Consider the following 22,556-nt stretch of genomic DNA (forward strand, 5'->3'; position numbering starts at 1 on the left):
ACCGCCCCGAGGCGCATGGACCTCGCCGCCAGCCTGGACCGCATCGTCGCCCTGCTCGAACAGGGGCGCGCCGCCGATGCCGAGCACGCCGCGCGCATCGCGCGCATGCAGTTCCCCGCCGCCGCCGAAGCCGCGCGCCTGCACGGCGCGGCGCTGCTGCGCCTGGAACGGCCGGCGGAAGCGCGCGGCGCGTTCGAGTCGGCGATCGCGCTGGCGCCGCACGCGTTCGAGGCGCACGTCAACCTCGGCAGCGCCCTGCTCGCCTGCGGCGACGCCGAAGGCGCCGAGCGCGCGCTGCTGCACGCGCTGGCGCTGGCGCCCGGTCATCCGGCGGTGCTGAACGGGCTCGGCAACGCGCGCCGCGCGCGCGGCGACCTCGCCGGCGCGCGCGAAGCCTACGCCGCGGTGACGCGCGTCGCGCCGCACTACGCGCCGGCCTGGCTGAACCTGGCCGGCGTGGAACTCGACGAAGGCGCCGCCGCCGCGGCCGAAGCGCACGCGCGCCAGGCGCAGATGCTGGCGCCCGGCGCCGACGCCGCGCTGCTGCTCGGCCACGCGCTGGCCGCACAGGGCCGCATCGAGGAAGCCGAGGCCGTCTATGCCGCCGGCTGCGCGCGCGCGCCGCAGGATGCGCGGCTCGCCTACCAGGTCGGGCTGATGGCGGAAGAGCGCCGCGACCTCGCGCGCGCGGCCGCCGCGTACGAGCAAGTGCTGCGCATCGATCCCGATCACGGCCAGGCGCTCGGCCAGCTCGCCTTCGTCAAGCGCTCGCGCTGCGACTGGCAAGGACTGGACGCGCTGTCGCGGCGCCTGCGCGACCACGTCGCCGCCGGACGCCCCGGCGTCTCGCCGTTCGCCTTCCTCGCCGAAGACAGCACGCCCGCCGAGCAGCTCGCCTGCGCGCGCCTGCTGTCGCAGGGCGTCGAACGCGCGGCGGCCCCGCAGCGCGCGCGGCTGGGTTTCGCGCACGCGCGCCGCGCGCCCGGCGCGCCGCCGCGCGTCGGCTTCCTCGCCAACGGCTTCGGCGAGCACGCCACCGCCCTGCTGACCGCGGCGTTCTTCGAGCACCTGCGCGACACCGGCGTCGAGTTCCATCTGTTCGCCACCAGCCGCGACGACGGCGGCGCGCTGCGCCGGCGCCTGCGCGCCGCCGCGCATGCGCTGCACGAGGTCGCCGCGCTACCCGCCTTCGAGGTGGCGCGGCGCGTGCACGCCGCCGGCATCGAGATCCTGCTCGACCTCGACGGCTACTGCGGCGGCGGCATGCCCGGCGTGTTCGCGCTGCGTCCCGCGCCGCTGCAGGTGAACTGGCTGGCCTATCCGGGCACGATGGGCGCGGGCTTCATCGACTACGCGATCGCCGACCGCTGCGTGTTGCCGGACGCGTTGCGTCCGCACTTCTCCGAGGCGGTCGCGTACCTGCCACGCTGCTACCAGCCGTCCGATCCGACGCGCGCGGTGCCCGCGCCGCCGCCGCGCGCGCAGCTCGGCCTGCCGGACACCGGCATGGTGTACGTCTGCTTCAACAACGCCTTCAAGCTCAACCCGCGCAGCTTCGCGCGCATGTGCGCGGTGCTGCGCGCGGTGCCGGACGCGGCGCTGTGGCTGCTGTCCGGCGCCGACGGCGCCGACGACCGCCTGCGCGCGGCGGCGCGCGCGCAGGGCGTCGACCCGGCGCGGCTGGTGTTCGCCGCCAAGCGGCCGCACCTCGAGTATCTCGCGCTGTACCGCCACGCCGACCTGTTCCTCGACACCGAAACCTACAACGCGCACACCACCGCCTCCGACGCGATCTGGGCCGGCTGCCCGGTGCTGACGCGGCCGGGGGGGACGTTCGCCGCGCGCGTCGCCGCCAGCCTCAATCATCACCTCGGCCTGGATCGCCTGAACGCCGCCGGCGACGAGGCCTTCGTCGACACCGCCGTGCGCCTCGGCCGCGACGCCGCCGCGCGCGCCGCGCTGCGCGCCGAACTGGCCGAGCGCCGCGCGGCCAGCGGCCTGTTCAACATGGCCGCCTACGCGCGCGACTTCGCCACCCTGCTGCGCGCCATGGCCGAGCGCCGCCGCGCCGGCCTGCCGCCCGCCGACCTCGGCTGAGCCGCGCCCGCCGCACCCTCCGCGCGGCAAACCGCCCGCTTCCGCGCCCGTCCGCGACGCGCTAGGCTGCCGCGCATGAGCGCCCAAGCCGACTTCGTGCCGCTGAACCTGTGCGTGCTGACCGTCTCCGACACGCGCACGCCCGACACCGACGCCTCCGGCGACTTCCTCGTGCTCGCGCTGGGCGAAGCCGGCCACGCGCTGCACGACCGCGAGATCGTCAGGGACGACATCTACGCGATCCGCGCCATCGTCTCGCGCTGGATCGCCGATCCGAAGGCGCACGGCATCCTCGTCACCGGCGGCACCGGCTTCACCGGGCGCGATGCCACGCCCGAGGCGATCCGCCCGTTGCTGGACAAGGAAATGCCGGGCTTCGGCGAGATGTTCCGCGCGCTGTCGTTCGAGGAGATCGGCACCTCGACGATGCAGTCGCGCGCGTTCGCCGGCCTCGCCAACGGCACCTTCGTGTTCTGCCTGCCCGGCTCGACCTCGGCCTGCCGCACCGCCTGGGACAAGCTGCTGAAGGCGCAGCTCGACGCGCGCACCAAGCCGTGCAACCTCGCCGGCCTGATGCCGCGGCTCGGCGAGCGCTGAGGCCGGCGGGACGGCGCGCGCCGCCGCAACCGCATCCGGCGGAAGCCGCAGCGCGGCTCCCGCCCTACGCCGAGGCCGCCATGAAACGCGACGATTACCAGGATGTGCTGAAGGGGCTGCAGCGCGAGCTGGTGGCGATGCAGAACGCGCTGGTGCGCGACGGCCGCCGCCTGGTGGTCGTGTTCGAGGGCCGCGACGCCGCCGGCAAGGGCGGCGCGATCAAGGCGATCACCGAGAAGCTCAACACGCGCGGCTACCGCATCGCCGCGCTGCCGAAACCCGATGAGCGCGAACGCACGCAGTGGTATTTCCAGCGCTACGTCGCGCACCTGCCCGCCGCCGGCGAGCTCGTGCTGTTCGACCGCAGCTGGTACAACCGCGCCGGCGTCGAGCGCGTGATGGGCTACTGCAGCGACGCCGAATACCGGCGCTTCCTGCGCGAATGCCCGAAGTTCGAGCGCATGCTGGTCGACGATGGCATCCAGCTGCTGAAGTACTGGCTGGCGGTCGACCAGGCCGAGCAGGAGCAGCGCTTCGCCGAGCGCGCCGCCGATCCCGCCAAGCGCTGGAAGCTGTCGCCGATCGACCTGGTCGCGCGCGAGAAATACGCCGACTACGGCCGCGCCCGCGACCGCATGTTCGAAGCCACCCACACCGCCTGGGCGCCGTGGCACGTCGTCGACTTCAACGACCAGAAGCGCGGCCGCCTGAACCTGATCCGCCACCTGCTCGAGCAGGTGCCTCACGACGGCGCGGCGCAGCCTGCGGTGAAGCTGCCGCCGCTGAAGGGCAAGCCGAAGCGCGAGAAGCTCGAGGATGCGTCGCTGTGGGTGCGCGAGGCGTACTGAACGAACGTGGAAGGCCGAGCGATATGGGAACGCCGGGAATCAAGACCTGAACGGGCTTCTCCCGCGGATCGACGGACCAAGCCCTCCATCGCTCATGCGGATGCCGGATCGCGGTCGCCGCTCACGACCTACCACGTCCGCGACACGCTTAGCGTCCACGCATCGTCCACGGCGACGGCGCGTGCGGGGTAGCCGAAGCGGTAGTAGGCGCCGCCGCGGTTGGCGATGCGGCGGAGTTGCAGGTCGTAGGCGCCGAGCGTCAGACCGGCGCCCGCGCTGGCGTCGTAGCGATAGCGGCTGGGCGCCTCGCCGCCGTAGCGGCCGTTGCCGCCATTGCGGCGCAGCACGCCGAGGTGGCCGAGCAGGCGCAGCCGCGGCGACAGCGGCAAGCTGCCGTTGCCTTCGACATAGAGCACCGGCGGCCCCTCGCCGAAATAGCGATGCGCGTAGTGCAGGCGCAATCCGAGGCGCTCGCCGGCGAGTCCGGCGTAGGCTTCGGCGTAGTCGTAGCCGCGGTCGCCGGTGAAGGCCGCGTAGTCCGCGCCGACGTCCCAGCTCAGCCCGGGACGCAGGCGACGCGCGTAGCCGAGATAAGGCAGCAGCTGCAGTTGCGCCCGCATGCCGGCGTCTCCGGCCAGGCGGACGCCGGAGGCGAGCGTGCCGGCGTACACGCCGCCGGGGCCGGCCCAGTTCAGCGCGAGCTGCGCGGCCGGATCGCCGTCACTCAGCGAGACGCCGCGGTAGCGGTAATCGGACAGCAGCGCGAAGCTGCCCGACACCTGGGCAGAGGCAGCGCCGGCGCAGAACAGCGCGCAGAGTACGACCGCATTTCGCAACACCGGGGAATCTCATCGGCGCGGCATCCCGACCCCGGTTGCCGGCGCGCCGCAATCGCACGCGCAACGTCCGGCCGCCTGCACGACGGCCGCGCAGGCATCGATCGGCTTGGGCCGCTCGGAGCCCAAGCCTAGCGCAGTCCGCGCCGCCAGCGCATCGCGCAACTGGGTCGCGCTCATGCGCGGCCCGAGCTGGCGCAGCAGCGCGACCAGGCCGCTGACCTCGGCCGCGGCGAACGAGGAGCCGCTGACCAGGCCGAAGCCGCCGCCCGGCGTGGTCGTCGGGATGTCGCGCGACGGCGCCAGCCAGACGCGCGAACGGCCGCCGACCGGATCGCCGGCCACCGCCAGCACGCCGTCGAGCGAGGCCGGGAAACCGCCGCCGGGCGCGTGCGCGTCGGCCGCGCCGACGACGGTGACGCCGCGCGCCATGGCGGCGTCCAGCAGCCGCTCGAGCAGCACGTCCGGCGGCCCGGTCAGGCTGAGGTTGAGGACCTGCGCATGCTGCAGCAATGCGAACTGCAGCGCCTTCGCCAGGGTGAAGCTGCTGCAGGCGGCGGCGCCGTCCGCGCCGGGCAACTGCCAGCAGGCGCGCAGCGCCAGCAGCCGCGCGTCCGGCGCGATGCCGGCGATGCCGATGCCGTTGCCGGCGCGCGCGGCGATGATGCCGGCGACCTCGGTGCCGTGCGCCTCGGCGGGCACCGCGCCGTCGTCGACGAAGTTGCGCGCCTCGGCGATCTGGCCGCGCAGGTCGGGATGGGCGAGGTCCACGCCCGTGTCCAGTTGCGCGACGACGACGTCGCGGCCGGTGGCGACCGCGTGCAGCTCCGACAGCCGCCAGCGCGACGCCGCCGGCTGCAGCGGGTACAGCGGGTCGTCGTCGCCCAGCGTGCGGTAGACGTGCAGCGGCTGCGCCCAGGCGACGCGCGGGTCGGCCGACACTTGCCTGAGCAGCAGCGTGGCCGATGCGCCGGAAGGCAGCTCCATCAGCAGGCAGTCCACGCCCAGCGCCGGCATCGGCCATGCGTCGAGCAGGCGCAGCCCGTACTGGCGGGCGACGCGCTCGCCGAGGCGGCGCCGCGCCGTGTCGCCGCGCGCCATGTCGTAGCCGGCGGTGTAGCCGGCGTCGGGGCGGAAGTGCAGCGGCGGCGCATGCAGCATCACCAGGATCTGCTGCTGCGCCGCCTGCACCGGCGATGGCGCCGGCATGCCGCGCGGCTGCATCGTGGCGCAGCCGGCGACGGCCAGGCACAGCCACGGCAGCAGCGCGAAACGGCGCAGGTTCACTTGCCGCCGTCCGCGTTCAGGCGTTCGACCAGCACCACGCCGCGCGCGGCGCGCAACGCCTCGAGCGCGCCCGTCTCGTGGCCGTCGGGCACGTCCAGCACATAGGCGCCGGTCTCGGTCGGGCCGTCGACGATGCGCGCGCCGCTGGCGCGCAGCAGGCGCCGCATCGCGGCCTCGTCGAGGCCCGGATCGAACACCACCACCAGGTCGCCGGCCGCGCGCGGCGGCTTGTCGGCCGCGCCGAGGGTGCGGTAGAGCGCCGGCCGGCCCTGGAACGCCAGCGCGCCGGCCAGCGCGGCGACCGCGGCGAATTGCGCGGCGACCGCCCAACGCAGCCACGGCCGGCTGCCCTTCCAGCCGCGGCGCAGCTCGCCGAACAGCGGGCGGCGGCCGCCGCCGGGTTCGGCATCGAGGCGCTCGCGCAGGCGCTGCAACGCCGGGCCGGCGTCGGCCGCCGCCTCGGCGCCGGCGCAGGCGGCCTGCAGTTCGCGCTGCCATGTCAGCTCGCGCTGGCAGCGCGCGCACTCCGTCAGATGCTGCTCGATCCGCGCCAGCTCCTCGCCTTCCAGCGTGCCGTTGACGTACCACGGCAGCAGGCGTTCCGCCTCGAGGTGCGCGGCGCCCTCGAACCTGAGCACGCGTCCGCTCATATCGCGTCCTCCGCGTTGAGCGCGAGCAGCGTTTTCAGCTTGCGTCGCGCGTAGAACATGCGCGTCTTCACCGTGTCGACCGGGCAACCCATGATTTCCGCCACTTCGCGGCAGGCGTAGCCGTTGTAATAGGTCAGTTCGATCACCGCGCGCTGCTCCGCGGACAGCGCGCCCAGCGCCTGGCCGAGATGCGCGCGCCATTGCTCGCGCTGCAGCACGCTTTCCGGCTGCGCGTGCGCCGGCACCGCCTCGTCGCCGTCCGCCGGCGGCACCGCATCGTCGACGCGGCTGAGCGCCTTCAGCGCCTGCCGGTAGGCGATGGCGAAGATCCACGTCGACACCTTGGACACGCGGTCGTAGGTGTGCGCCCGCCGCCACACCACCATCATGGTGTCGTTCAGCACTTCCTCGACCAGCGGCAGCCGCCGCGTCATGCGCTCCAGGAAGCGCCGCAGCCGCGGGTAGTAGGCGCGGTAGAGCGCTTCGAAGGCGGCGCGGTCGGCGGCGGCGACGCGGGCGACCAGCGCCGCCTCGTCCGGCGGCGCCGGCCGGCGTCCGGCATCGGGCCTTGCGTCTCGGCTATCCGCTCGCGGCATGGGTCATGAGCCTTTCCCGACGTGGATACGCCGCCATGCGGGTCCGGTTCAATGCTCCGCCGCTCTTCCGTACGCGGCGGTATCGCGGGCGGGTGAACCGAATCCGCTTCCGCCTGGATGCACCCATGAGGAGTCGCGGCCGCTCGCAGCCGCGGCCCCGCGGCCGCCGTTCCGGCGCCCTTCCCTCTCTTTCGAGGATCCCTGTCATGAAAGTCCGTCCAGGCATCGCACGCAGCGTCTGCGCTTCCCTGACGATGGCGCTCGTACTCCTCGCCGCGCCCGCGGCACAGGCCGCCGGTGGCTTCTACCGGCAGCACAACCTGGTGTCCGACGGCTTCGTCGCCGCCGACCATGCCGACGGCAACCTGGTCAACGCCTGGGGGCTGGCGTTCAACCCCTTCGGCTTCGCCTGGGTTGCCGACAATGAGACCGGTCTGGCGACTTTGTATGACGGCGCCGGCAACCCGCAGTCGCTGGTGGTGCACATCCCCACCCCGACCGACGCCGGCGGCGGCAACCCCACCGGCATCGTCTTCAACGGCTCCAGCGGCTTCGTCGTCGGCAACGGCGCGGCATCCGGCCCCAGCCGCTTCCTCTTCGCCACCGAGGACGGCGTGATCGCCGGCTGGGCGCCGAACGTGGATGCGACCCACGCCATCCGCGCCGGCGGCGACTTCGCCCATGGCGCGGTCTACAAGGGCCTCGCGCTCAGCAGCGGCGGCAACGGCCAGTTGCTGTACGCCACCGACTTCTTCAACGCCAAGGTGGACGTGTTCGACAGCGCGTTCCATCGGGTCGCGCTGGCGCCGGGCGCGTTCACCGATCCCGGCATCCCGCACGGCTTCGCGCCGTTCGGCATTCAAGCGATCAACGGCGACATCTACGTGTCCTACGCCAAACAGGGGCCGGGCAAGGTCGACGAGGAGGACGGCCCCGGCCTCGGCTTCGTCGACGCCTACGACCCCAACGGCAAGCTGCTGCGCCGCGTGGCCACGCGCGGCCTGCTCGACGCGCCCTGGGGCATGACGGTGGCGCCGGCGGGTTTCGGCCCCTTCGGCGGACGCCTGCTGATCGGCAACTTCGGCGACGGCCTCATCCACGCCTACGACCTCGCCACCGACTTCCCGGTGGGCACGCTGCGCGGCGCCGACGGCCGGCCGATCCGCATCGACGGTCTGTGGGGCCTCGCTTTCGGCAGCGGCTTCAACGGCCAGCCGGTCGACACGCTGTTCTTCGCCGCCGGTCCCGACGACGAAGCGCACGGCCTGTACGGACGGCTGGACTTCGTGCCGGTCCGCCACGGTTCCGACCACGACTGATCGGCTTCGTCGCGGCGCCGGGCGGGCGCCCCATCCCATCCCCGGCCCGCCCGGCGTCGCGCCTTCAGCGCGTGTGGAAGCCGCGCAGCGCCTGCTCCGGCATCGGCTCGCGGCGCACCTCGGCGACGCGCGCCGCCGGCGGGCCTGCGTGCAGCCAGCGCTCCAGCGCTTCCAGCGCTTCCGCGCTGCCGCTGGCCAGCACTTCGACGCGGCCGTCCGCCAGATTGCGCGCGTGGCCGTTGACGCCGAGCTTCAGCGCCTGCTCGCGCGTGGAGGCGCGGAAGAACACGCCCTGCACGTGGCCGCTGACGAGAAAGCGCGCGCAGGGCATCTCAGCCCCCGCGCGCCTTCGCCGCGGCGATCGCCTTGTCGAGGTCGAGCGCGGTCACCGGGCCGACGAAGTGGTGGGCGATCGTGCCGTCCGGCGCGATCAGGTAGGTGGTCGGCAGGCCGCGCGGCGTCTCGAACGCCTTCGGCGGGTCGTACACGTCGACCTTGGCGATCGGGTAGTCGACCGGATGCTTCTTCAGGAACGCGGCGAGCTCCTTGGCGTCGATCTCGTCGTAGGCGAGGCCGATGGCGGCGACGTCCTTGCGGCCGGCGACGAACGCCGAGATGTCCGGCATCTCCTTCAGGCACGGCGAGCACCAGGTCGCCCAGAAATTGACGATCACCCACTTGCCGCGCTGCGCGGCGAGGTCGAAGGTCTTGCCGTCGGTGGTGGTGATGCTGAATTCGGGCCGCGCCGGCGCGCCGGCCGCGAACAGGGCCGAGGGCAGCAGGACCAGGGCGAACAGGATGGCGATGCGTTTCATGCGGACTCCTCGGGAAGTTCGTCGGCGGCCGGCGCGGGCATCGGGAACACGTCGCTCAGCCGCGTATGCAGATTGTCGCGCACGTCGGCGGCCAGTTCCTCGACCAGGTCGCGCAGCGGCGCCGGCAGGCCGGTGCCGAAGCGCGCCACCGCCTCGCGGTCCAGCGGCAGGCGGTAGCCGCCGCTCTCGTACAGTTCGGCCAGGGTGACGGTGTCGAGGCTGCGCGCCAGCACCCACTCGCCCAGCTCGGTGCGCTGGATCAGGCCGGCGCGCTGCAGGTCGCCGAGATAGCGCTGCAGCAGGTCGTCGGAGACGAATCGCTCGCTGTCGTGCAGCGCGCGGCTGTGCAGGCCGCGGCCGGCGCGCTGCGCGGCGACGAAATGTTTCAACACGTGCAGCAGGCCGAGGAATTCGCTGCCCGGCGGCATGCGGTCGGCGAGCGGGCGGTACTCGAACGCCGACAGCGACGCGGCCAGCGAGGCGCCCAGCAGCACGATCGCCCAACTGAGGTATACCCACACGAGGAAGATCGGCACCACCGCCAGCGCGCCGTAGATCTGCTGGTAGGACGGCACGCTGCGCACGTACAGCGCGAAGCCGGCCTTGGCGAATTCGAACAGCAGCGCGGCCACCAGCGCGCCGACGGCGGCGTGGCGCCAGCGCACGCTGCGGTTGGGGATCACCACGAACATGCCGAGCAGCGCCATCCAGGTGATCGCCGGCGGCAGCAGCTCGAGCGCATGCTGCCTCACCTGCGCGCCGCCTGCCGCCTGCTGCAACAGCGGCAACGCGAACAGGTAGGAAGTGACCGCGAGGCCCGTCACCAGCAGGATCGGCGTCAGCGTCAGCACGGCCCAGTAGACCAGGAAACGCGCCACGCCCTTGCGCCCGGCCGGCACGCGCCAGATGCGATTGAAACGGTCCTCGATGCTGCGCATCATCATCAGCGCACTGACCAGCAGGCCGACCACGCCGACCGCGGTGAGCTTGCTGGCCTTGCCGGCGAAGTCGAGCAGGTAGCGCTGCACCACGTCGCCGGCGGCCGGCACGAAATTGCGGAACACGAATGCCGACACGCTGTCGCGCCACTCGGCGAACACCGGGAACGCGGCGAGGATGCCGAACACCGCGGCGGTCAGCGGCACCAGCGCGAACAGCGTGGTGTAGGACAGCGCGCCGGCGGTCTCGAAGCACTTGTCGTCGACGAAACGCTGCCACAGGAAGTGCGCGAAGTGCAGCATGCGGTCGCGGTCGAAGCGCGCGCGCAGGTCGAGCTTGGGCTGCGGACGAGTCATGGGCGGACGCCGGCGGCCAGCGTGGCGGATGTCGCGAATGATACGCTGCGCGCCTCCGTGGCGGGCCGACCCGCCCCGCAACACGAAGGATCGACGATGGCCGACATCCTGGTGCTCTACTACAGCCGCGGCGGCCACACCGCGCAGCTCGCGCGCCTGGTGGCGCGCGGCGTCGAGGAAGTCGAGGGCATGCACGCGCGCCTGCGCCAGGTGCCGCCGGTGGCGCCGGTGACCGAGAGCGCGCAGCCGCCGGTGCCGGACGAAGGCGCGCCCTACGCGGCGCACGCCGACCTCGCCGAGTGCGCCGGCCTGATCCTCGGCAGCCCGACGCGCTTCGGCAACATGGCCGCGCCGCTGAAGCACTTCCTCGATTCCACCGGCGCCGAGTGGGCGTCAGGCACGCTGGCCGGCAAGCCGGCCGCGGCGTTCACCTCGACCAGCACCATGCACGGCGGCCAGGAGACCACCGTGCTGTCGATGCTGCTGCCGCTGCTGCACCACGGCATGCTGATCGTCGGCATCCCCTACACCGAGCCCGCGTTGAACGCGACGACGGGCGGCGGCTCGCCCTACGGCGCCGGCCACGTCGCCGGCACCGGCGGCGAGCGCCGCATCGGCGAGCACGAGCGCGAACTGGCGCGCGTGCTGGGCCGGCGCGTGGCGGAGGTCGCGCGGCGACTGGGGGCGCCGCGATGAACGCGCGCCGCCTCGGCTACGCCGCCTGGGCCGCGCTCGGCCTGCTGCAGATCCTGTGGCACGCGCTGCTGGCGCCGCCCGCGCGCACGTCGGTCGCGGCCGCGCTGCTGCTGGGCCTGCTGCCGCTGGCGCTGCCGCTGCTGGCGCTGCGGCGGCCGGCGCGCGCGCTGCTGTGGGCCGGCATCGTCAGCCTGTTCTATTTCAGCCACGGCGTCGCCGAGGCCTGGTCGGCGCCGGACGCCACGGTGCGCGCGCTGGCCGTCGCCGAGGCGGCGCTGGCCGCGCTGCTGGTCCTCAGCCTCGGCGCGGGCGCGCGCAAGCGGCGCAAACCCGCCGCCGTATAATCGCGGCTTCGCCGGCGATGGCGCGCTCTCGCCGGCGCTGCGCAGGCGCCGCCGCCATGAGCTTCGTCCAGTCCGCCCCGGAACTCGGCAACCAGTACCGCGACGACCGCGTGCTGCGCAGCTATCTGGCGCGGACGCTGCCGGCGGCGCTGCGCGAGACGATCGAACCGGATCTCGAGCTGCTGGGCCAGCACGCCGCGGACGCGTGGAACGAACGCACGCACAGGCCGCGCAGCGAACCCGTGTTCACGCCGTGGGACGCCTGGGGCAACCGCGTCGACCGCATCGCCCTGACGCCGGCATGGCAGGAGGGACCGGGCATCGCCACCCGCCACGGCCTGATCGCCGCCGGCCACGACGAGGCGACGGGCGAGCACGCGCGCGTGCACCAGTTCGCGCTGGTCTACCTCTATCACGTCGCCAGCGAGTTCTACACCTGTCCGCTGGCGATGACCGACGGCGCCGCCACCGCGCTGAAGGCCTCGGGCAACGCCGCGCTGATCGCGCGCGCCGTGCCGCGCTTCCTCAGCCGCGATGCGGCGACGTTCTGGCTGTCCGGGCAGTGGATGACCGAGACCGCCGGCGGCTCCGACGTCGGCCGCAGCGAGACCGAGGCGCGCCGCGGCGCCGACGGCCAGTGGCGGCTGTACGGCCGCAAGTGGTTCACCTCGGCGGTGGTCGGCGAGGCCGCGCTGACGCTGGCGCGGCCCGAGGGCGTCGGCAGTGGCGGCTCCGCGCTGGCGATGTTCTATCTGGAGACGCACGACGCCGAGGGCCGCTGGCAGGGCGTGCGCATCGACCGCCTGAAGGACAAGCTCGGCACGCGCGAGCTGCCCACCGCGGAGATCCACCTCGACGGCGCGCTGGCCACGCCGGTCGGCGAGCTGCGCAACGGCGTGCGCATGATCGCGCCGGTGCTGAACATCACGCGCTTGTGGAACGCGGTGTGCTCGCTGGCGACGATGCGCCGCTGCCTGGCGCTGGCGCGCGACTACGCGCACCGCCGCAGCGCGTTCGGCCGCACGCTGCTGGAACAGCCGCTGCACGTCGACACCCTGGCCGGCATGCAGGCCGAGTTCGAGGCCGCGTTCCATCTTTCCTTCCACGTCGCCGAACTGCTCGGCCGCGCGCAGGCCGGCGTCGCCTCTGCCGGCGAACGGGCGCTGCTGCGCCTGCTGACGCCGCTGGCCAAGCTGTGGACGGGCAAGCTGGCGGTGAAGATCGCCAGCGAGACGCTGGAGGCGTTCGGCGGCATGGGCTATCTCGAAGACACCGGCCTGCCGCAGCTGCTGCGCGACGCGCAGGTGTATCCGATCTGGGAAGGCACCACCAACGTGCTGGCGCTGGACGCGCTGCGCGTGCTGGAAGGCGGCGGCCTCGCGCCGTGGCGGCACGCCCTGGATGCGCTGCTCGATGCGACCGGCGCCGACCACGCCGCGATCCGCGCCGACGCCGACGCCGCCGAAGCCTGGCTGCGCGGCTGCGCCGACGACCGCCTGGCGCTGGAAGCCGGCGCGCGCGGGTTGGCGCTGACGCTGACGCGCTGCTTCGCCGCCGCGCTGCTGGCGCGGCATGCGGCGTGGGCGCTGTCGGTGCAGGCCGACCGCCGTCCGCATGCGGCGCTGCAGCGCTTCCTCGCCCACGGCCTGCAGCACCTGCGGCGCCACGACATCGACGACGCGGCCACGCTCGCCAACGATTTCCACCCTTGACGCGGCCGCGGCCGCATCCGCACGGAAACCCTCCATGCAGCATCTGACCATCGTCACCACCGGCGGCACCATCGACAAGATCTACTTCGACGCCAAGTCCGACTACCAGATCGGCGCGCCGCAGATCGGCGAGATCCTCTCGCAGCTCGGCGTCGCCTTCCGCTTCGAGGTGGTGTCGATCCTGCGCAAGGACAGCCTGGAGATGAGCGACGACGACCGCCAGCTGATCCGCCGCACCATCGAGGCGCAGCCGCACCGCCACGTGCTGGTCACGCACGGCACCGACACCATGGTCGAGACCGCGCGCACGCTGCTCGGCATTCCCGGCAAGGTGATCGTGCTGACCGGCGCGCTCAACCCCGCGCGCTTCCAGGGCTCGGATGCGGTGTTCAACATCGGCTGCGCGGTCGGCGCCGTGCAGACCCTGCCGGACGGCGTCTACATCGCCATGAACGGCCGCGTCTGGGACCCGCTGCGCGTGCGCAAGAACCGCGGCGAGAACCGCTTCGAGGAAGCCTGAACGGGCGCGGCGTCCGTGCTCAGGACGCCGCCGCCAGCCGCGGCCGCTCGAACGGGCAGACGAAGCCGGCGCAGCTCGCGAACAGCGCCGTCATCCAGTCGATGAACACCTGCACGCGCGCCGACAGGTGGCGGCGCTGCGGGTAGACGATCCATACCGGCGGGCCGGCGGCGATCACGTCCGGCAGCACCAGGCGCAGCTCGCCGCGCTGCAGGTAGCTGTTGGCCAGGTAGTCGCCGGTCTGGATCAGGCCCAGCCCCATCACGCCCGCCTGCAGCACCGCCTCGGCGTCGTTGATGGTCAGCCTGGCGTCGACGTCGACGTTCACGCGCCCGTCCGGCGTGTCGAACATCCACGCCAGCGGCCGCCCGTTCGGTTGCTTGGTGTAGCCGATGCAGGAGTGTCCGTCGAGGTCGTCGATCGACGCCGGCACGCCGTGGCGCTGCAGGTAGCCGGGTGCCGCGCAGGTCAGCACGCGCATCTCGCCGATGCGGCGGGCGATCAGCGAGGAGTCGGCGAGGTCGCCGACGCGGATCGCGCAGTCGGCGCCGGTCTCGATCAGGTCGGTCGGACGATCGCTCATCAGCAATTCGAGGCGGATGTCCGGATAGCGGGTGCGGAAATCGGGCAGGTGCGGCATCAGGCAGGCGCGCCCCACCGCGACCGAGGTGGCGACGCGCAGCCGCCCTTCCGGCCTGCGCCGCGCGCCGCCGATCGCCTCGGTGGCCTCGTTGAGGTCGGCGAGGATGTCGCGGCAGCGCTCGTAGAAGGCCGCGCCCTCGTCGGTCGTGCGCAGCGCGCGCGTGGTGCGCGACAGCAGACGCACGCCGAGCTGCGCCTCCAGCCGCGCGATCGCCCGGCTGACGCCGGACGCGGTCATGCCGAGCTGCGGCGCCGCCGCCGCGAAGCTCTTCGCTTCCACCACACGCGTGAACACCACGATCGCGGACAGGTCTTCCATGGCGCGTTCCCCGAATGGATTGATGACTGGCGGTCAGGATTGACTTGCGTCAAGGCGGGGTTTTTTCAAGGGAACCCGGCCCTAGCTCTCCCGGCCCGCGGCGACCGTGCCCGCAGCCTTGACTCGCGAGCCGGGTCCGGGGTGCAAGCTCCGCATCCCGTCGGAGCGGCCACGCGGTCGCGCCGCCGCATTCCGGTTGGGAGAGACCATGATGAGCAAGACCCGTTGGGCGCTGGCCGCGGCCATCGCCGTCGCCCTGGTTGGCGCCAAGTTCGCTCTCGGCAACGCCACGTCCGCGCCCGCCCCGGTCGCCGCCGCTCCGGAGGTGACCACGGCCGAGGTGCTGGTGCGGCCGCTGCGCAACACCGCCGATTTCACCGGCCGCCTGCAGGCGGTCGACACCGTGCAGGTGCGGCCGCACGTCGGCGGCTACCTCGAATCGGTGCACTTCAAGGAAGGCGCGCTGGTGAAGCGGGGCCAGTTGCTGTTCCAGATCGACCCGCGTCCGTACAAGGCCGAGGTGGACCGCCTCGCCGCCGGCCTGGCGCAGGCCAGGGCCGAGCTGGCGCTGGCCGAGGCGAACGCCGCGCGCGGCCGCCGCCTGCTCGAGATGCGCGCGATCTCGCGGGAGGAGGCCGACCGCCTGCAGACGGCCGCCGAGAGCGCGCGCGCGCAGGTCGCGTCCACCGCCGCCTCGCTGCAGGCGGCGCGCCTCGACCTCGACTTCACCCAGGTGCGCGCGCCGATCGACGGCCGTGTCAGCAACGCGCAGGTCACGCCGGGCAACCTGGTCGGCAGCGCCGACGTGCTGACCAGCGTGGTCAGCGTCGATCCGGTGTATGTCTACTTCGACGTCGACGAGCAGAACTACCTCAAGCTGCTGGCCGACGGCGCCGCGCCGGCGCAGGGCGGCTCGCTGGACGCCGCCGTGGCGATGGGCCTGGCCGACGAGGACGGCTACCCGCACCGCGGGCGACTGGATTTCGTCGACAACCAGCTGCGCGCCGGCGCCGGCACGATCCGCCTGCGCGCGCTGTTCGACAACAAGGACGGCCGCTACACGCCCGGCATGTTCGCGCGCCTGCAGTTGGAGAGCGGCGCCGCGCGTCCGACCGTGCTGATCGACGACCGTGCCGTCGGCACCGACCTCGGCAACCAGTTCGTCTACGCGGTCGGCAAGGACGGCACCGTCGAGTACCGCAAGATCACCACCGGCCCGCTGTTCCACGGCCTGCGCACGGTCACTTCCGGTCTCGCCGCCGGCGACGTGATCGTGGTCAACGGCCTGCAGCGCGTGCGACCCGGCGTGCAGGTGGCCGCGCGGAAGGTGGCGATGGAGGCGCGCCTCGACGACCGCGACCGCGCGCTGGTACGCGGCGGCGGCGCGGACGACGGCGCCGGCGGGCGCGTCGCCGCGCGCGGCCGCACCGGCGGCGGCCGCGACGACGGCTAGCGCGGCGCGCGGTCGACACGCAAGCACCGAAGTCCCCTCTCCCGCCGGGAGCGGGGCAGACCCCTGCTGGCAAGGTCCACGCATGAACATCGCCCAATTCTTCGTCGAACGGCCGATCCTGGCCGCCGTGTTGTCGCTGCTGATCGTGATCGCCGGCGCGATCGCGCTGCCGACGCTGCCGATCAGCGAATACCCGGAAGTGGTGCCGCCCACCGTGGTGGTGCGCGCCACCTACCCCGGCGCCAACCCCAAGGTGATCGCGGAAACCGTGGCCACGCCGCTGGAAACCGCCATCAACGGCGTCGAGGGCATGCTGTATTCCTCCTCGCAATCGACCAGCGACGGCCAGATGACGCTGACCGTCACCTTCGCGCTCGGCACCGACCTCGACAACGCGCAGGTGCAGGTGCAGAACCGCGTCGCGCAGGCGCTGCCGAAGCTGCCGCAGGAAGTGCAGCGGCTCGGCGTGACCACGCAGAAGAGCTCGCCCGACCTGACCATGGTCGTGCATCTCGTCTCGCCCGACCGCCGCTACGACATGTTGTATCTGTCGAACTATGCGCGGCTGCGGGTCAAGGACCAGTTGGCGCGGCTCGACGGCGTCGGCGACGTGCAGATCTTCGGCGCCGGCGAGTACAGCATGCGCGTGTGGCTGGATCCGGAGAAGCTCGCCGCGCGCGACCTCACCACCGGCGACGTGGTCAACGCGATCCGCGAGCAGAACGTCGAAGTCGCGGCCAGCGCGCTGAACGCGCCGCCGACGCGCAGCGACGCCAGCTTCCAGCTCAACATCAACACCCGCGGCCGCCTGGTCAGCGAGGACGACTTCCGCAACATCATCGTGCGCACCGACGCGGACGGCGCCGTGGTGCACCTGCGCGACATCGCCCGCGTCGAGCTGGGCGCCGACCAGTACGCGCTGCGCAGCCTGCTCGACAACCAGCCGGCGGTGGCGATACCGATCTTCGCGCGGCCGGGCTCCAACGCCATCCGCATCTCCGACCAAGTGCGCGCCGCCATGGCGCAGCTGAAGAAGGATTTCCCGCAGGGGCTCGATTACCGCATCGTCTACGACCCCACCGTGTTCGTGCGCGACTCGATCAAGGCGGTGGTGCACACGCTGTTCGAGGCGATCGTGCTGGTGGTGCTGGTGGTGATCCTGTTCCTGCAGACCTGGCGCGCCTCGGTGATCCCGCTGGTGGCGGTGCCGGTGTCGCTGATCGGCAGCTTCGCGGTGATGAAGCTGGCCGGCTTCAGCCTGAACGCGCTGTCGCTGTTCGGGCTGGTGCTGGCGATCGGCATCGTCGTCGACGACGCGATCGTGGTGGTGGAGAACGTCGAGCGCAACATCGCGCTGGGCCTGAAGCCGAAGGAGGCCACGCGGCGGGCGATGCGTGAGGTCACCGGACCGATCGTCGCCACCGCGCTGGTGCTGTGCGCGGTGTTCGTGCCGACCGCGTTCATCAGCGGCCTGACCGGGCAGTTCTACCGGCAGTTCGCGCTGACCATCGCCATCTCGACGATCATCTCGGCGTTCAACTCGCTGACCCTCAGCCCGGCGCTGTCGGCGGTGCTGCTGCAGGAGCACGGCGCGCCGAAGGACCGCCTGAGCGTGGCGATCGAGCGCCTGTTCGGCTGGGTGTTCCGCCCGTTCAACCGCTTCTTCGAAGCGAGCGCGCAGCGCTACGTCGGCGGCGTGCGCCGCATCCTGCGCGCGTCGACGATCTCGCTGCTCGTGTACGCCGGCCTGCTCGGCCTGACCTGGCTCGGCTTCGCCCACGTGCCGACCGGCTTCGTGCCGCAGCAGGACAAGCAGTACCTGGTGTCGTTCGCGCAACTGCCGGATGCGGCGACGCTCGACCGTACCGAGGACGTGATCCGGCGCATGTCGGAGATCGCGCTCGAGCAGCCCGGCGTGGAAGGCGCGGTGGCGTTTCCCGGCCTGTCGATCAACGGCTTCACCAACAGCACCAACGCCGGCATCGTGTTCGTCAAGCTGAAACCGTTCGAGGAGCGGCGCAGCGCGGAGCTGTCCGCCAACGCGATCGCCGGCGTGCTGAACCGGAAGTTCGCCGGCATCCAGGACGCCTTCGTGGCGATCTTCCCGCCACCGCCGGTGCAGGGCCTCGGCACGATCGGCGGCTTCCGCGCGCAGATCGAGGACCGCGGCGGCGCCGGCTTCGCCGAGCTCTACAAGCAGACGCAGGACCTGATCAAGGCCGGCTCGCAGACGCCGGGCCTGGCCGGCCTGTTCTCCAGCTTCCAGGTGAACGTGCCGCAGGTCGACGCGGACATCGACCGCGAGAGGGCCAAGGCCGAGGGCGTCGACCTGGACGACGTGTTCCAGACCATGCAGGCCTACCTCGGCTCGCTGTACGTCAACGACTTCAACCGTTTCGGTCGCACCTACCAGGTGAACGTCTCCGCCGAGCCGCGCTTCCGCCGCGACCTCGAGGACATCACCACGCTGAAGACGCGCAACGCGCAGGGCCGGCTGATCCCGCTCGGCTCGTTCGTCACCGTGCGCATGAGCGCCGGCCCGGACCGCGTGATGCACTACAACGGCTATCCCACCGCGGAGATCAACGGCGGCCCGGCGCCCGGCTACAGCTCCGGCCAGGCGCAGGCGCTGATGGAGAAGCTGGCCGCCGAGCACCTGCCGAACGGCATGGCGTTCGAGTGGACCGAGCTGACCTACCAGCAGATCCTCGCCGGCAATACGGCGGTGCTGGCGTTCCCGCTGTGCGTGCTGCTGGTGTTCCTGGTGCTGGCCGCGCTGTACGAGAGCTGGTCGCTGCCGCTGGCGGTGATCCTGATCGTGCCGATGGGCCTCTTGTCGGCAATCGCCGGCGTGTGGCTGTCCGGCGGCGACAACAACATCTTCACGCAGATCGGCCTGATCGTGCTGGTCGGCCTCGCCTGCAAGAACGCCATCCTGATCGTCGAGTTCGCGCGCGAGCGCCAGCACGAGGGCATGGATCGCACGCGGGCGGTGCTGGAGGCGGCACGGCTGCGCCTGCGCCCGATCCTGATGACCTCGATCGCGTTCGTGATGGGCGTGGTGCCGCTGGTGCTCTCGCACGGCGCCGGCGCGGAGATGCGCCACGCCATGGGCGTGGCGGTGTTCGCCGGCATGCTCGGCGTCACCTTCTTCGGCCTGCTGCTGACGCCGGTGTTCTACGCCACGATCCGCGCCCTGGTCGAGCGCCGCGCAGCGCGGCGCGCGGCCGCCTCCCGCGGACCTGCCGCGACCGGCAGCGCTTGAGGAAAAAAAGCCCGGCCCTTTCGGGCCGGGCCGCTTGGCCGACAGTGGGGGGCACCGGCGAGCCGGGAGCAACGCTTGCCGCGGCGCGGGACCGCCCTGCGCGGCCCCGCGTCGCGGACGCTTACTGCACGGTCAGGGTGATGTCGTCGAGCACGAACGAGGTCTGCAGCGAGGTGTCCTCGGTGCCGGTGAACTTGATCACCACGGTCTGGCCGATGTACGCGGCCAGGCTGTTGCTGTGCACCGCGTAGCCGCTGTTGTGGTTGAGGTTGGAATAGGTCGCCAGCGTCTTCAGCAGCGTGCCGGAAGTGCTGTAGACCCGCACGTACAGCTTGTCGTAGGCGGTCGATGTGGTGGTCTCGCTGGTGTCGACGTGCAGGTAGTACTGCAGCGTCGCCGAGGTCTTGCCGGCGGGGATGGTCACGGTCTGCGACACCGTGTCGGTGTGCGTGCTGCCGTAGCCGTCCAGCCAGGCGAACCACGAACCGTTGTGCGCGGTCTCGCCCGAGCAGCTGCTGTTGCTGCACAGCGTGCCCGCGCTCATCGACCACGGCGAAGCCGAACCCGTTTCGAAGCCGGTGTTGCCCAGCAGTTGCGAGGAACTGCTGCCGACCGTCACCGACTGCGTCTTGGTGTTGGTCGCGCCGCCGTTGTCGGTCACCGTCAGCGAGACGGTGTAGGTGCCGGCCGCGGCGTAGGTGTGGCTCGGATTGGTCGCCGTCGAGGTGGCGCCGTCGCCGAAGTTCCAGGAGCGCGAGGCGATGGTGCCGTCGCTGTCGGTGGAACTGTCGGTGAAGTTGACGGTCAGCCCGTTGGCGACGTAGCTGAAGTTCGCCACCGGCGGCACGTTGCCGCCGCCACCGCCGATGTCGTTGATCGCGCTGCTCAGGATGATGCTGCCGCGGCCGCTGGCAAGGTCGTAGCCGGGGCCGGCGGTCTCGCCGCCGTTGTTGCCGGAGGTGACGTCGTGGAAGTCCGACGCCGGCAGCTGGTACAGCAGCGGTCCGGCGAAGCCGACGCCGGTGCCCTTCACCGCGATCACGCGCGCCCACATGCCGGCGAAGATCGGCGCGGCCAGGCTGGTGCCGCCGATCTGCTGGGTGGCGCCGTTGACGATCACCTCGGCGCCGGAGCTCGGGCTGGCGTCGAAGGCGACGTCGGCGACGCCGCGATGGGTGCCCGACCACAGCGTCTGCCAGCTCGGCTTCGGCTCGAACGTGCTCTCGCTGCCGCCGGTGGCGCCGTTGCCGATGCTGAGGTCGTTCCACACCACCTCGCTGTTCCAGGTGGTGGTGGAGGCGTCCAGCTTGGTGCCGGCCACCGCGACCACGTACTGCGAGGCCGCCGGCCAGCTCGGCGTGGTGCCGCCGGTGCCGCACTCGTCGGCGCCGGAGTCGCCGGTCGAGATGGAGAAGGTCTGGCCCTGCGCGACCGCCTGCTGGAACGCCTGGTCCTGCGCCGCCGCCGAGCCGTCGCTCTGCGCGTCGGTTTCGCACTCGCCCAGCGAGACGTTGATGATCTTGGCCTCGTTGCGCGACACGATGGTGTTGATGTCGGCGGTGAGGTCGGCGTTCGACAGCGTGGGGATGTTGTAGAAGATCAGCTTGCCGACCTGGCCGCCGCCCATGCCGACGATGTCCTGGCTGTCCAGGTTCCACTCGCCGACGCCGCTGGTGTCGCTGCTGGTGCCGTTGGTGTTGACGGTCTGCGTGGTCACCGTCGGCAGGCCGTTGTTCGACGTGAACGTGTTCAGGTCGGCGATGGTCTGCGTCAGGCTGCCTTGGGTGACGATGCCGACGGTCACGCCCGCCGCGGTCGGCACGCCGGTGCCGCCGTAGATCGACGAGAACTCGGTCGGGTTGTGGCCGGTGATCGCCTGCGGCGTCAGGCCGTCCGGCTGCAGCATCCGCGCGAAGGTGTGCGCGCGGTGCACGTCCTGCAGGCCGATCACCGACAGCACGCTGTCCTGCAGCGCCGCCGGGATGTGCGCGTCGGACGTGTTCGCATAGGTATCGCGGCCGTCCTTGGCGCGCACGCGCGCGAAGGTGGTGCGGAATGCCGCCTGCACCACGTCGGCGGTCGCGTCGCCGGACACCAGCATGTTGTTCGGCGCGATCGTCACGTTGCTGAAGCCGGACCGCTTGAGGTAGTCGGCCACGGCCTGGGCCTGGCCGGCGGTCGGCGCGTGGCGCTGCATGAACTGCGCCTGCGTCATGAAGCGTTGCGCCATCGGCGCGAGGCCCTGGTGGGCGGCGGCGATGAAACTCTTCAGCTCGTTCTGGTTGCGCAGCTTCAGCGCGACCTCGATGTGCATCGGCTGCGAGAACGGCAGCGCGCCGACGTAGGCGTCGCCCTTGTGCAGGGCGAAGGCGTGCGCGACGACGGGCGAAGTGTCGCTGGCGGCCTGCGTGTTGATCGAACCCTGATCCTGCGCGGTTGCCGTGGCGGCCGCGCCCGCAGCCGCGACGCCCAGGATGGCGGCGGCGAGCACGCCGAGTCTGTGCTTTGATGACATTGCAATTCCCCTCCGGATGATCGAATGCGGCCGCGTCCGCGGCCGGACCGCCTTCCCTGGTGCCCGCGTGCTTCCGCGCCCTCCGGGCCTGCGCCCGATTGCGATGGCGATGTCTGCGAGGCGGCGCGCCTGCGGCGATGCCGTTGCGGGACTGCCTGCACCCCCCGATGCAGGCGCGGTGAAACTACATGCGCGGGCGACGCCGTGCATTAAGAAAGATTCTTACGGCGAAATGCGCGCATCGAAAGTTTCCCGCAAGCATTTCGTGCTTGCGCGATGCCGCCCCGCGGACGAAAAAAAAACCCGGCCCTCGCGGGCCGGGCGGCTCGAAACGGGCGGCGGGGGGCGCCGCCCGCCGGGCTCAGAACTGCAGCGACCAGCCGTCGATGTAGCCGGTGTCGCCGCGATAGACGTCGGTGACCTTCGGCTTCCAGGTGCCGCTGGCCGGCGACGAGGATGCGTTCAACGTAGGTCGCGTGCACGCCGGCCGCGCCGTCGGAGCCGTCGGCGTTCTTCAGCCGCGCGCTGGCGCCGTTCGGCGCGATCAGATCGATCTGCAGGTCGCCGCGATAGCTGTGCACGATGTCGACGGTGACCTTCAGCGCCGACGGCGCGTCGCCGGAGAGCCGGTGACGCCGATCGAGCTGGTCGCGCTGCTGCGGTCGGGGATGCGCCCCCGTCCGCAGGATGCGGCGAGACTAGCAATGCGCACGCGGCGCCGCATTAGGAAAATTTCCGAGTACGCGCGCG

Annotated in this window: 20 protein-coding genes and 1 pseudogene; 10 read left to right on the forward strand and 11 right to left on the reverse strand. The window is 72.2% G+C overall.

Annotation, left to right across the window (positions count from 1 at the left end; all coding sequences use genetic code 11):
• The first annotated feature begins 15 nt into the window (after positions 1-15).
• From MBSD_RS10580 to ppk2, 3 genes are all read left to right on the forward strand, one after another.
• Complete coding sequence (locus tag MBSD_RS10580; protein WP_082306610.1) at positions 16-2,097, forward strand: O-linked N-acetylglucosamine transferase, SPINDLY family protein; 2,082 nt, start codon at positions 16-18, stop codon at positions 2,095-2,097.
• 75 nt (positions 2,098-2,172) lie between these two features.
• A complete protein-coding gene (moaB, locus tag MBSD_RS10585) occupies positions 2,173-2,694 on the forward strand; it encodes a molybdenum cofactor biosynthesis protein B (RefSeq protein ID WP_062537295.1) in 522 nt (173 codons plus the stop codon).
• Positions 2,695-2,774: 80 nt separating this feature from the next.
• Positions 2,775-3,542 carry a polyphosphate kinase 2 gene (gene ppk2, locus MBSD_RS10590; RefSeq protein ID WP_062537296.1) on the forward strand — a complete coding sequence of 256 codons (768 nt, stop codon included), beginning with the start codon at positions 2,775-2,777 and terminating at the stop codon, positions 3,540-3,542.
• A gap of 128 nt (positions 3,543-3,670) precedes the next feature.
• On the opposite strand, the gene MBSD_RS10595 is transcribed toward ppk2, so the two are convergent.
• From MBSD_RS10595 to MBSD_RS10610, 4 genes are read right to left on the reverse strand one after another with little or no spacing between them, the layout of a single operon-like run.
• Positions 3,671-4,381 (reverse strand): TorF family putative porin, encoded by a 711-nt coding sequence (locus MBSD_RS10595; RefSeq protein WP_082306611.1) that lies wholly within the window; start codon positions 4,379-4,381, stop codon positions 3,671-3,673.
• Between the two features lie 9 nt (positions 4,382-4,390).
• On the reverse strand, positions 4,391-5,665 hold the full coding sequence (locus MBSD_RS10600) for a S8 family peptidase (RefSeq protein WP_114693254.1): 1,275 nt from the start codon (positions 5,663-5,665) through the stop codon (positions 4,391-4,393).
• Complete coding sequence (locus tag MBSD_RS10605) at positions 5,662-6,315, reverse strand: zf-HC2 domain-containing protein (RefSeq protein ID WP_062537298.1); 654 nt, start codon at positions 6,313-6,315, stop codon at positions 5,662-5,664. Before MBSD_RS10605 ends, MBSD_RS10600 begins: the two co-directional genes overlap by 4 nt.
• Entirely contained in the window at positions 6,312-6,911 is a 600-nt protein-coding gene (locus MBSD_RS10610; RefSeq protein WP_062537299.1) for an RNA polymerase sigma factor, read from the reverse strand. Before MBSD_RS10610 ends, MBSD_RS10605 begins: the two co-directional genes overlap by 4 nt.
• Before the next feature lie 206 nt (positions 6,912-7,117).
• Here MBSD_RS10610 and MBSD_RS10615 point away from each other — a divergent pair, with 206 nt between their 5' ends.
• Positions 7,118-8,230, forward strand: a complete 1,113-nt coding sequence (locus MBSD_RS10615; protein WP_062537300.1) for a TIGR03118 family protein — start codon at positions 7,118-7,120, stop codon at positions 8,228-8,230.
• Between the two features lie 64 nt (positions 8,231-8,294).
• On the opposite strand, the gene MBSD_RS10620 is transcribed toward MBSD_RS10615, so the two are convergent.
• From MBSD_RS10620 to MBSD_RS10630, 3 genes are read right to left on the reverse strand one after another with little or no spacing between them, the layout of a single operon-like run.
• Complete coding sequence (locus tag MBSD_RS10620) at positions 8,295-8,561, reverse strand: acylphosphatase (RefSeq protein ID WP_062537301.1); 267 nt, start codon at positions 8,559-8,561, stop codon at positions 8,295-8,297.
• Position 8,562: 1 nt separating this feature from the next.
• Positions 8,563-9,045, reverse strand: a complete 483-nt coding sequence (locus MBSD_RS10625) for a TlpA family protein disulfide reductase (RefSeq protein WP_062537302.1) — start codon at positions 9,043-9,045, stop codon at positions 8,563-8,565.
• Positions 9,042-10,340 (reverse strand): virulence factor BrkB family protein, encoded by a 1,299-nt coding sequence (locus MBSD_RS10630; RefSeq protein WP_062537303.1) that lies wholly within the window; start codon positions 10,338-10,340, stop codon positions 9,042-9,044. The genes MBSD_RS10625 and MBSD_RS10630 overlap by 4 nt, the downstream gene beginning before the upstream one ends.
• A gap of 96 nt (positions 10,341-10,436) precedes the next feature.
• Between MBSD_RS10630 and wrbA the strand changes: the two genes are divergently transcribed.
• From wrbA to MBSD_RS10650, 4 genes are read left to right on the forward strand one after another with little or no spacing between them, the layout of a single operon-like run.
• Complete coding sequence (gene wrbA / locus MBSD_RS10635) at positions 10,437-11,036, forward strand: NAD(P)H:quinone oxidoreductase (protein WP_062537304.1); 600 nt, start codon at positions 10,437-10,439, stop codon at positions 11,034-11,036.
• Positions 11,033-11,380 (forward strand): DUF2069 domain-containing protein, encoded by a 348-nt coding sequence (locus tag MBSD_RS10640; RefSeq protein ID WP_062537305.1) that lies wholly within the window; start codon positions 11,033-11,035, stop codon positions 11,378-11,380. Before wrbA ends, MBSD_RS10640 begins: the two co-directional genes overlap by 4 nt.
• A gap of 56 nt (positions 11,381-11,436) precedes the next feature.
• Positions 11,437-13,092, forward strand: a complete 1,656-nt coding sequence (locus MBSD_RS10645) for an acyl-CoA dehydrogenase family protein (protein WP_062537321.1) — start codon at positions 11,437-11,439, stop codon at positions 13,090-13,092.
• Between the two features lie 34 nt (positions 13,093-13,126).
• The gene (locus MBSD_RS10650; protein ID WP_062537306.1) at positions 13,127-13,612 is read left to right on the forward strand and encodes an asparaginase domain-containing protein; all 486 of its coding nucleotides are present in this window, start codon (positions 13,127-13,129) and stop codon (positions 13,610-13,612) included.
• Between the two features lie 19 nt (positions 13,613-13,631).
• Here MBSD_RS10650 and MBSD_RS10655 read toward each other — a convergent pair whose 3' ends face one another.
• On the reverse strand, positions 13,632-14,573 hold the full coding sequence (locus tag MBSD_RS10655) for a LysR family transcriptional regulator (protein ID WP_082306612.1): 942 nt from the start codon (positions 14,571-14,573) through the stop codon (positions 13,632-13,634).
• Between the two features lie 211 nt (positions 14,574-14,784).
• Here MBSD_RS10655 and MBSD_RS10660 point away from each other — a divergent pair, with 211 nt between their 5' ends.
• Both MBSD_RS10660 and MBSD_RS10665 read left to right on the forward strand, forming a co-directional pair.
• Positions 14,785-16,026, forward strand: coding sequence for an efflux RND transporter periplasmic adaptor subunit (locus tag MBSD_RS10660; RefSeq protein WP_062537322.1), 1,242 nt, complete (start codon positions 14,785-14,787; stop codon positions 16,024-16,026).
• A gap of 82 nt (positions 16,027-16,108) precedes the next feature.
• On the forward strand, positions 16,109-19,291 hold the full coding sequence (locus MBSD_RS10665; RefSeq protein WP_062537307.1) for an efflux RND transporter permease subunit: 3,183 nt from the start codon (positions 16,109-16,111) through the stop codon (positions 19,289-19,291).
• Between the two features lie 121 nt (positions 19,292-19,412).
• Here MBSD_RS10665 and MBSD_RS10670 read toward each other — a convergent pair whose 3' ends face one another.
• The 3 genes and pseudogenes from MBSD_RS10670 to MBSD_RS15965 all read right to left on the reverse strand — a co-directional run.
• Complete coding sequence (locus tag MBSD_RS10670; RefSeq protein WP_082306613.1) at positions 19,413-21,806, reverse strand: protease pro-enzyme activation domain-containing protein; 2,394 nt, start codon at positions 21,804-21,806, stop codon at positions 19,413-19,415.
• A gap of 361 nt (positions 21,807-22,167) precedes the next feature.
• Positions 22,168-22,272 carry a proprotein convertase P-domain-containing protein gene (locus MBSD_RS15895; RefSeq protein WP_201797484.1) on the reverse strand — a complete coding sequence of 35 codons (105 nt, stop codon included), beginning with the start codon at positions 22,270-22,272 and terminating at the stop codon, positions 22,168-22,170.
• A 28-nt stretch (positions 22,273-22,300) separates the two neighbouring features.
• Positions 22,301-22,495, reverse strand: a pseudogene (locus MBSD_RS15965) (proprotein convertase P-domain-containing protein); the annotation flags it as partial.
• Between the last annotated feature and the right edge of the window lie 61 nt (positions 22,496-22,556).

It is taken from the genome of Mizugakiibacter sediminis (genome assembly GCF_000953855.2).
Classification (GTDB): Bacteria; Pseudomonadota; Gammaproteobacteria; order Xanthomonadales; family Rhodanobacteraceae; genus Mizugakiibacter; species Mizugakiibacter sediminis.

Excerpts from the sequence above, each read along its gene's own strand:
- MBSD_RS10580 (WP_082306610.1), top strand. The coding sequence starts at position 16 with ATGGACCTCGCCGCCAGCCTGGACCGCATCGTCGCCCTGCTCGAACAG.
- moaB (WP_062537295.1), top strand. The coding sequence starts at position 2,173 with ATGAGCGCCCAAGCCGACTTCGTGCCGCTGAACCTGTGCGTGCTGACC.
- ppk2 (WP_062537296.1), top strand. The coding sequence starts at position 2,775 with ATGAAACGCGACGATTACCAGGATGTGCTGAAGGGGCTGCAGCGCGAG.
- MBSD_RS10605 (WP_062537298.1), bottom strand. The coding sequence starts at position 6,315 with ATGAGCGGACGCGTGCTCAGGTTCGAGGGCGCCGCGCACCTCGAGGCG.
- MBSD_RS10610 (WP_062537299.1), bottom strand. The coding sequence starts at position 6,911 with ATGCCGCGAGCGGATAGCCGAGACGCAAGGCCCGATGCCGGACGCCGG.
- MBSD_RS10615 (WP_062537300.1), top strand. The coding sequence starts at position 7,118 with ATGAAAGTCCGTCCAGGCATCGCACGCAGCGTCTGCGCTTCCCTGACG.
- MBSD_RS10620 (WP_062537301.1), bottom strand. The coding sequence starts at position 8,561 with ATGCCCTGCGCGCGCTTTCTCGTCAGCGGCCACGTGCAGGGCGTGTTC.
- MBSD_RS10625 (WP_062537302.1), bottom strand. The coding sequence starts at position 9,045 with ATGAAACGCATCGCCATCCTGTTCGCCCTGGTCCTGCTGCCCTCGGCC.
- MBSD_RS10630 (WP_062537303.1), bottom strand. The coding sequence starts at position 10,340 with ATGACTCGTCCGCAGCCCAAGCTCGACCTGCGCGCGCGCTTCGACCGC.
- wrbA (WP_062537304.1), top strand. The coding sequence starts at position 10,437 with ATGGCCGACATCCTGGTGCTCTACTACAGCCGCGGCGGCCACACCGCG.
- MBSD_RS10640 (WP_062537305.1), top strand. The coding sequence starts at position 11,033 with ATGAACGCGCGCCGCCTCGGCTACGCCGCCTGGGCCGCGCTCGGCCTG.
- MBSD_RS10645 (WP_062537321.1), top strand. The coding sequence starts at position 11,437 with ATGAGCTTCGTCCAGTCCGCCCCGGAACTCGGCAACCAGTACCGCGAC.
- MBSD_RS10650 (WP_062537306.1), top strand. The coding sequence starts at position 13,127 with ATGCAGCATCTGACCATCGTCACCACCGGCGGCACCATCGACAAGATC.
- MBSD_RS10655 (WP_082306612.1), bottom strand. The coding sequence starts at position 14,573 with ATGGAAGACCTGTCCGCGATCGTGGTGTTCACGCGTGTGGTGGAAGCG.
- MBSD_RS10660 (WP_062537322.1), top strand. The coding sequence starts at position 14,785 with ATGAGCAAGACCCGTTGGGCGCTGGCCGCGGCCATCGCCGTCGCCCTG.
- MBSD_RS10665 (WP_062537307.1), top strand. The coding sequence starts at position 16,109 with ATGAACATCGCCCAATTCTTCGTCGAACGGCCGATCCTGGCCGCCGTG.
- MBSD_RS10670 (WP_082306613.1), bottom strand. The coding sequence starts at position 21,806 with ATGTCATCAAAGCACAGACTCGGCGTGCTCGCCGCCGCCATCCTGGGC.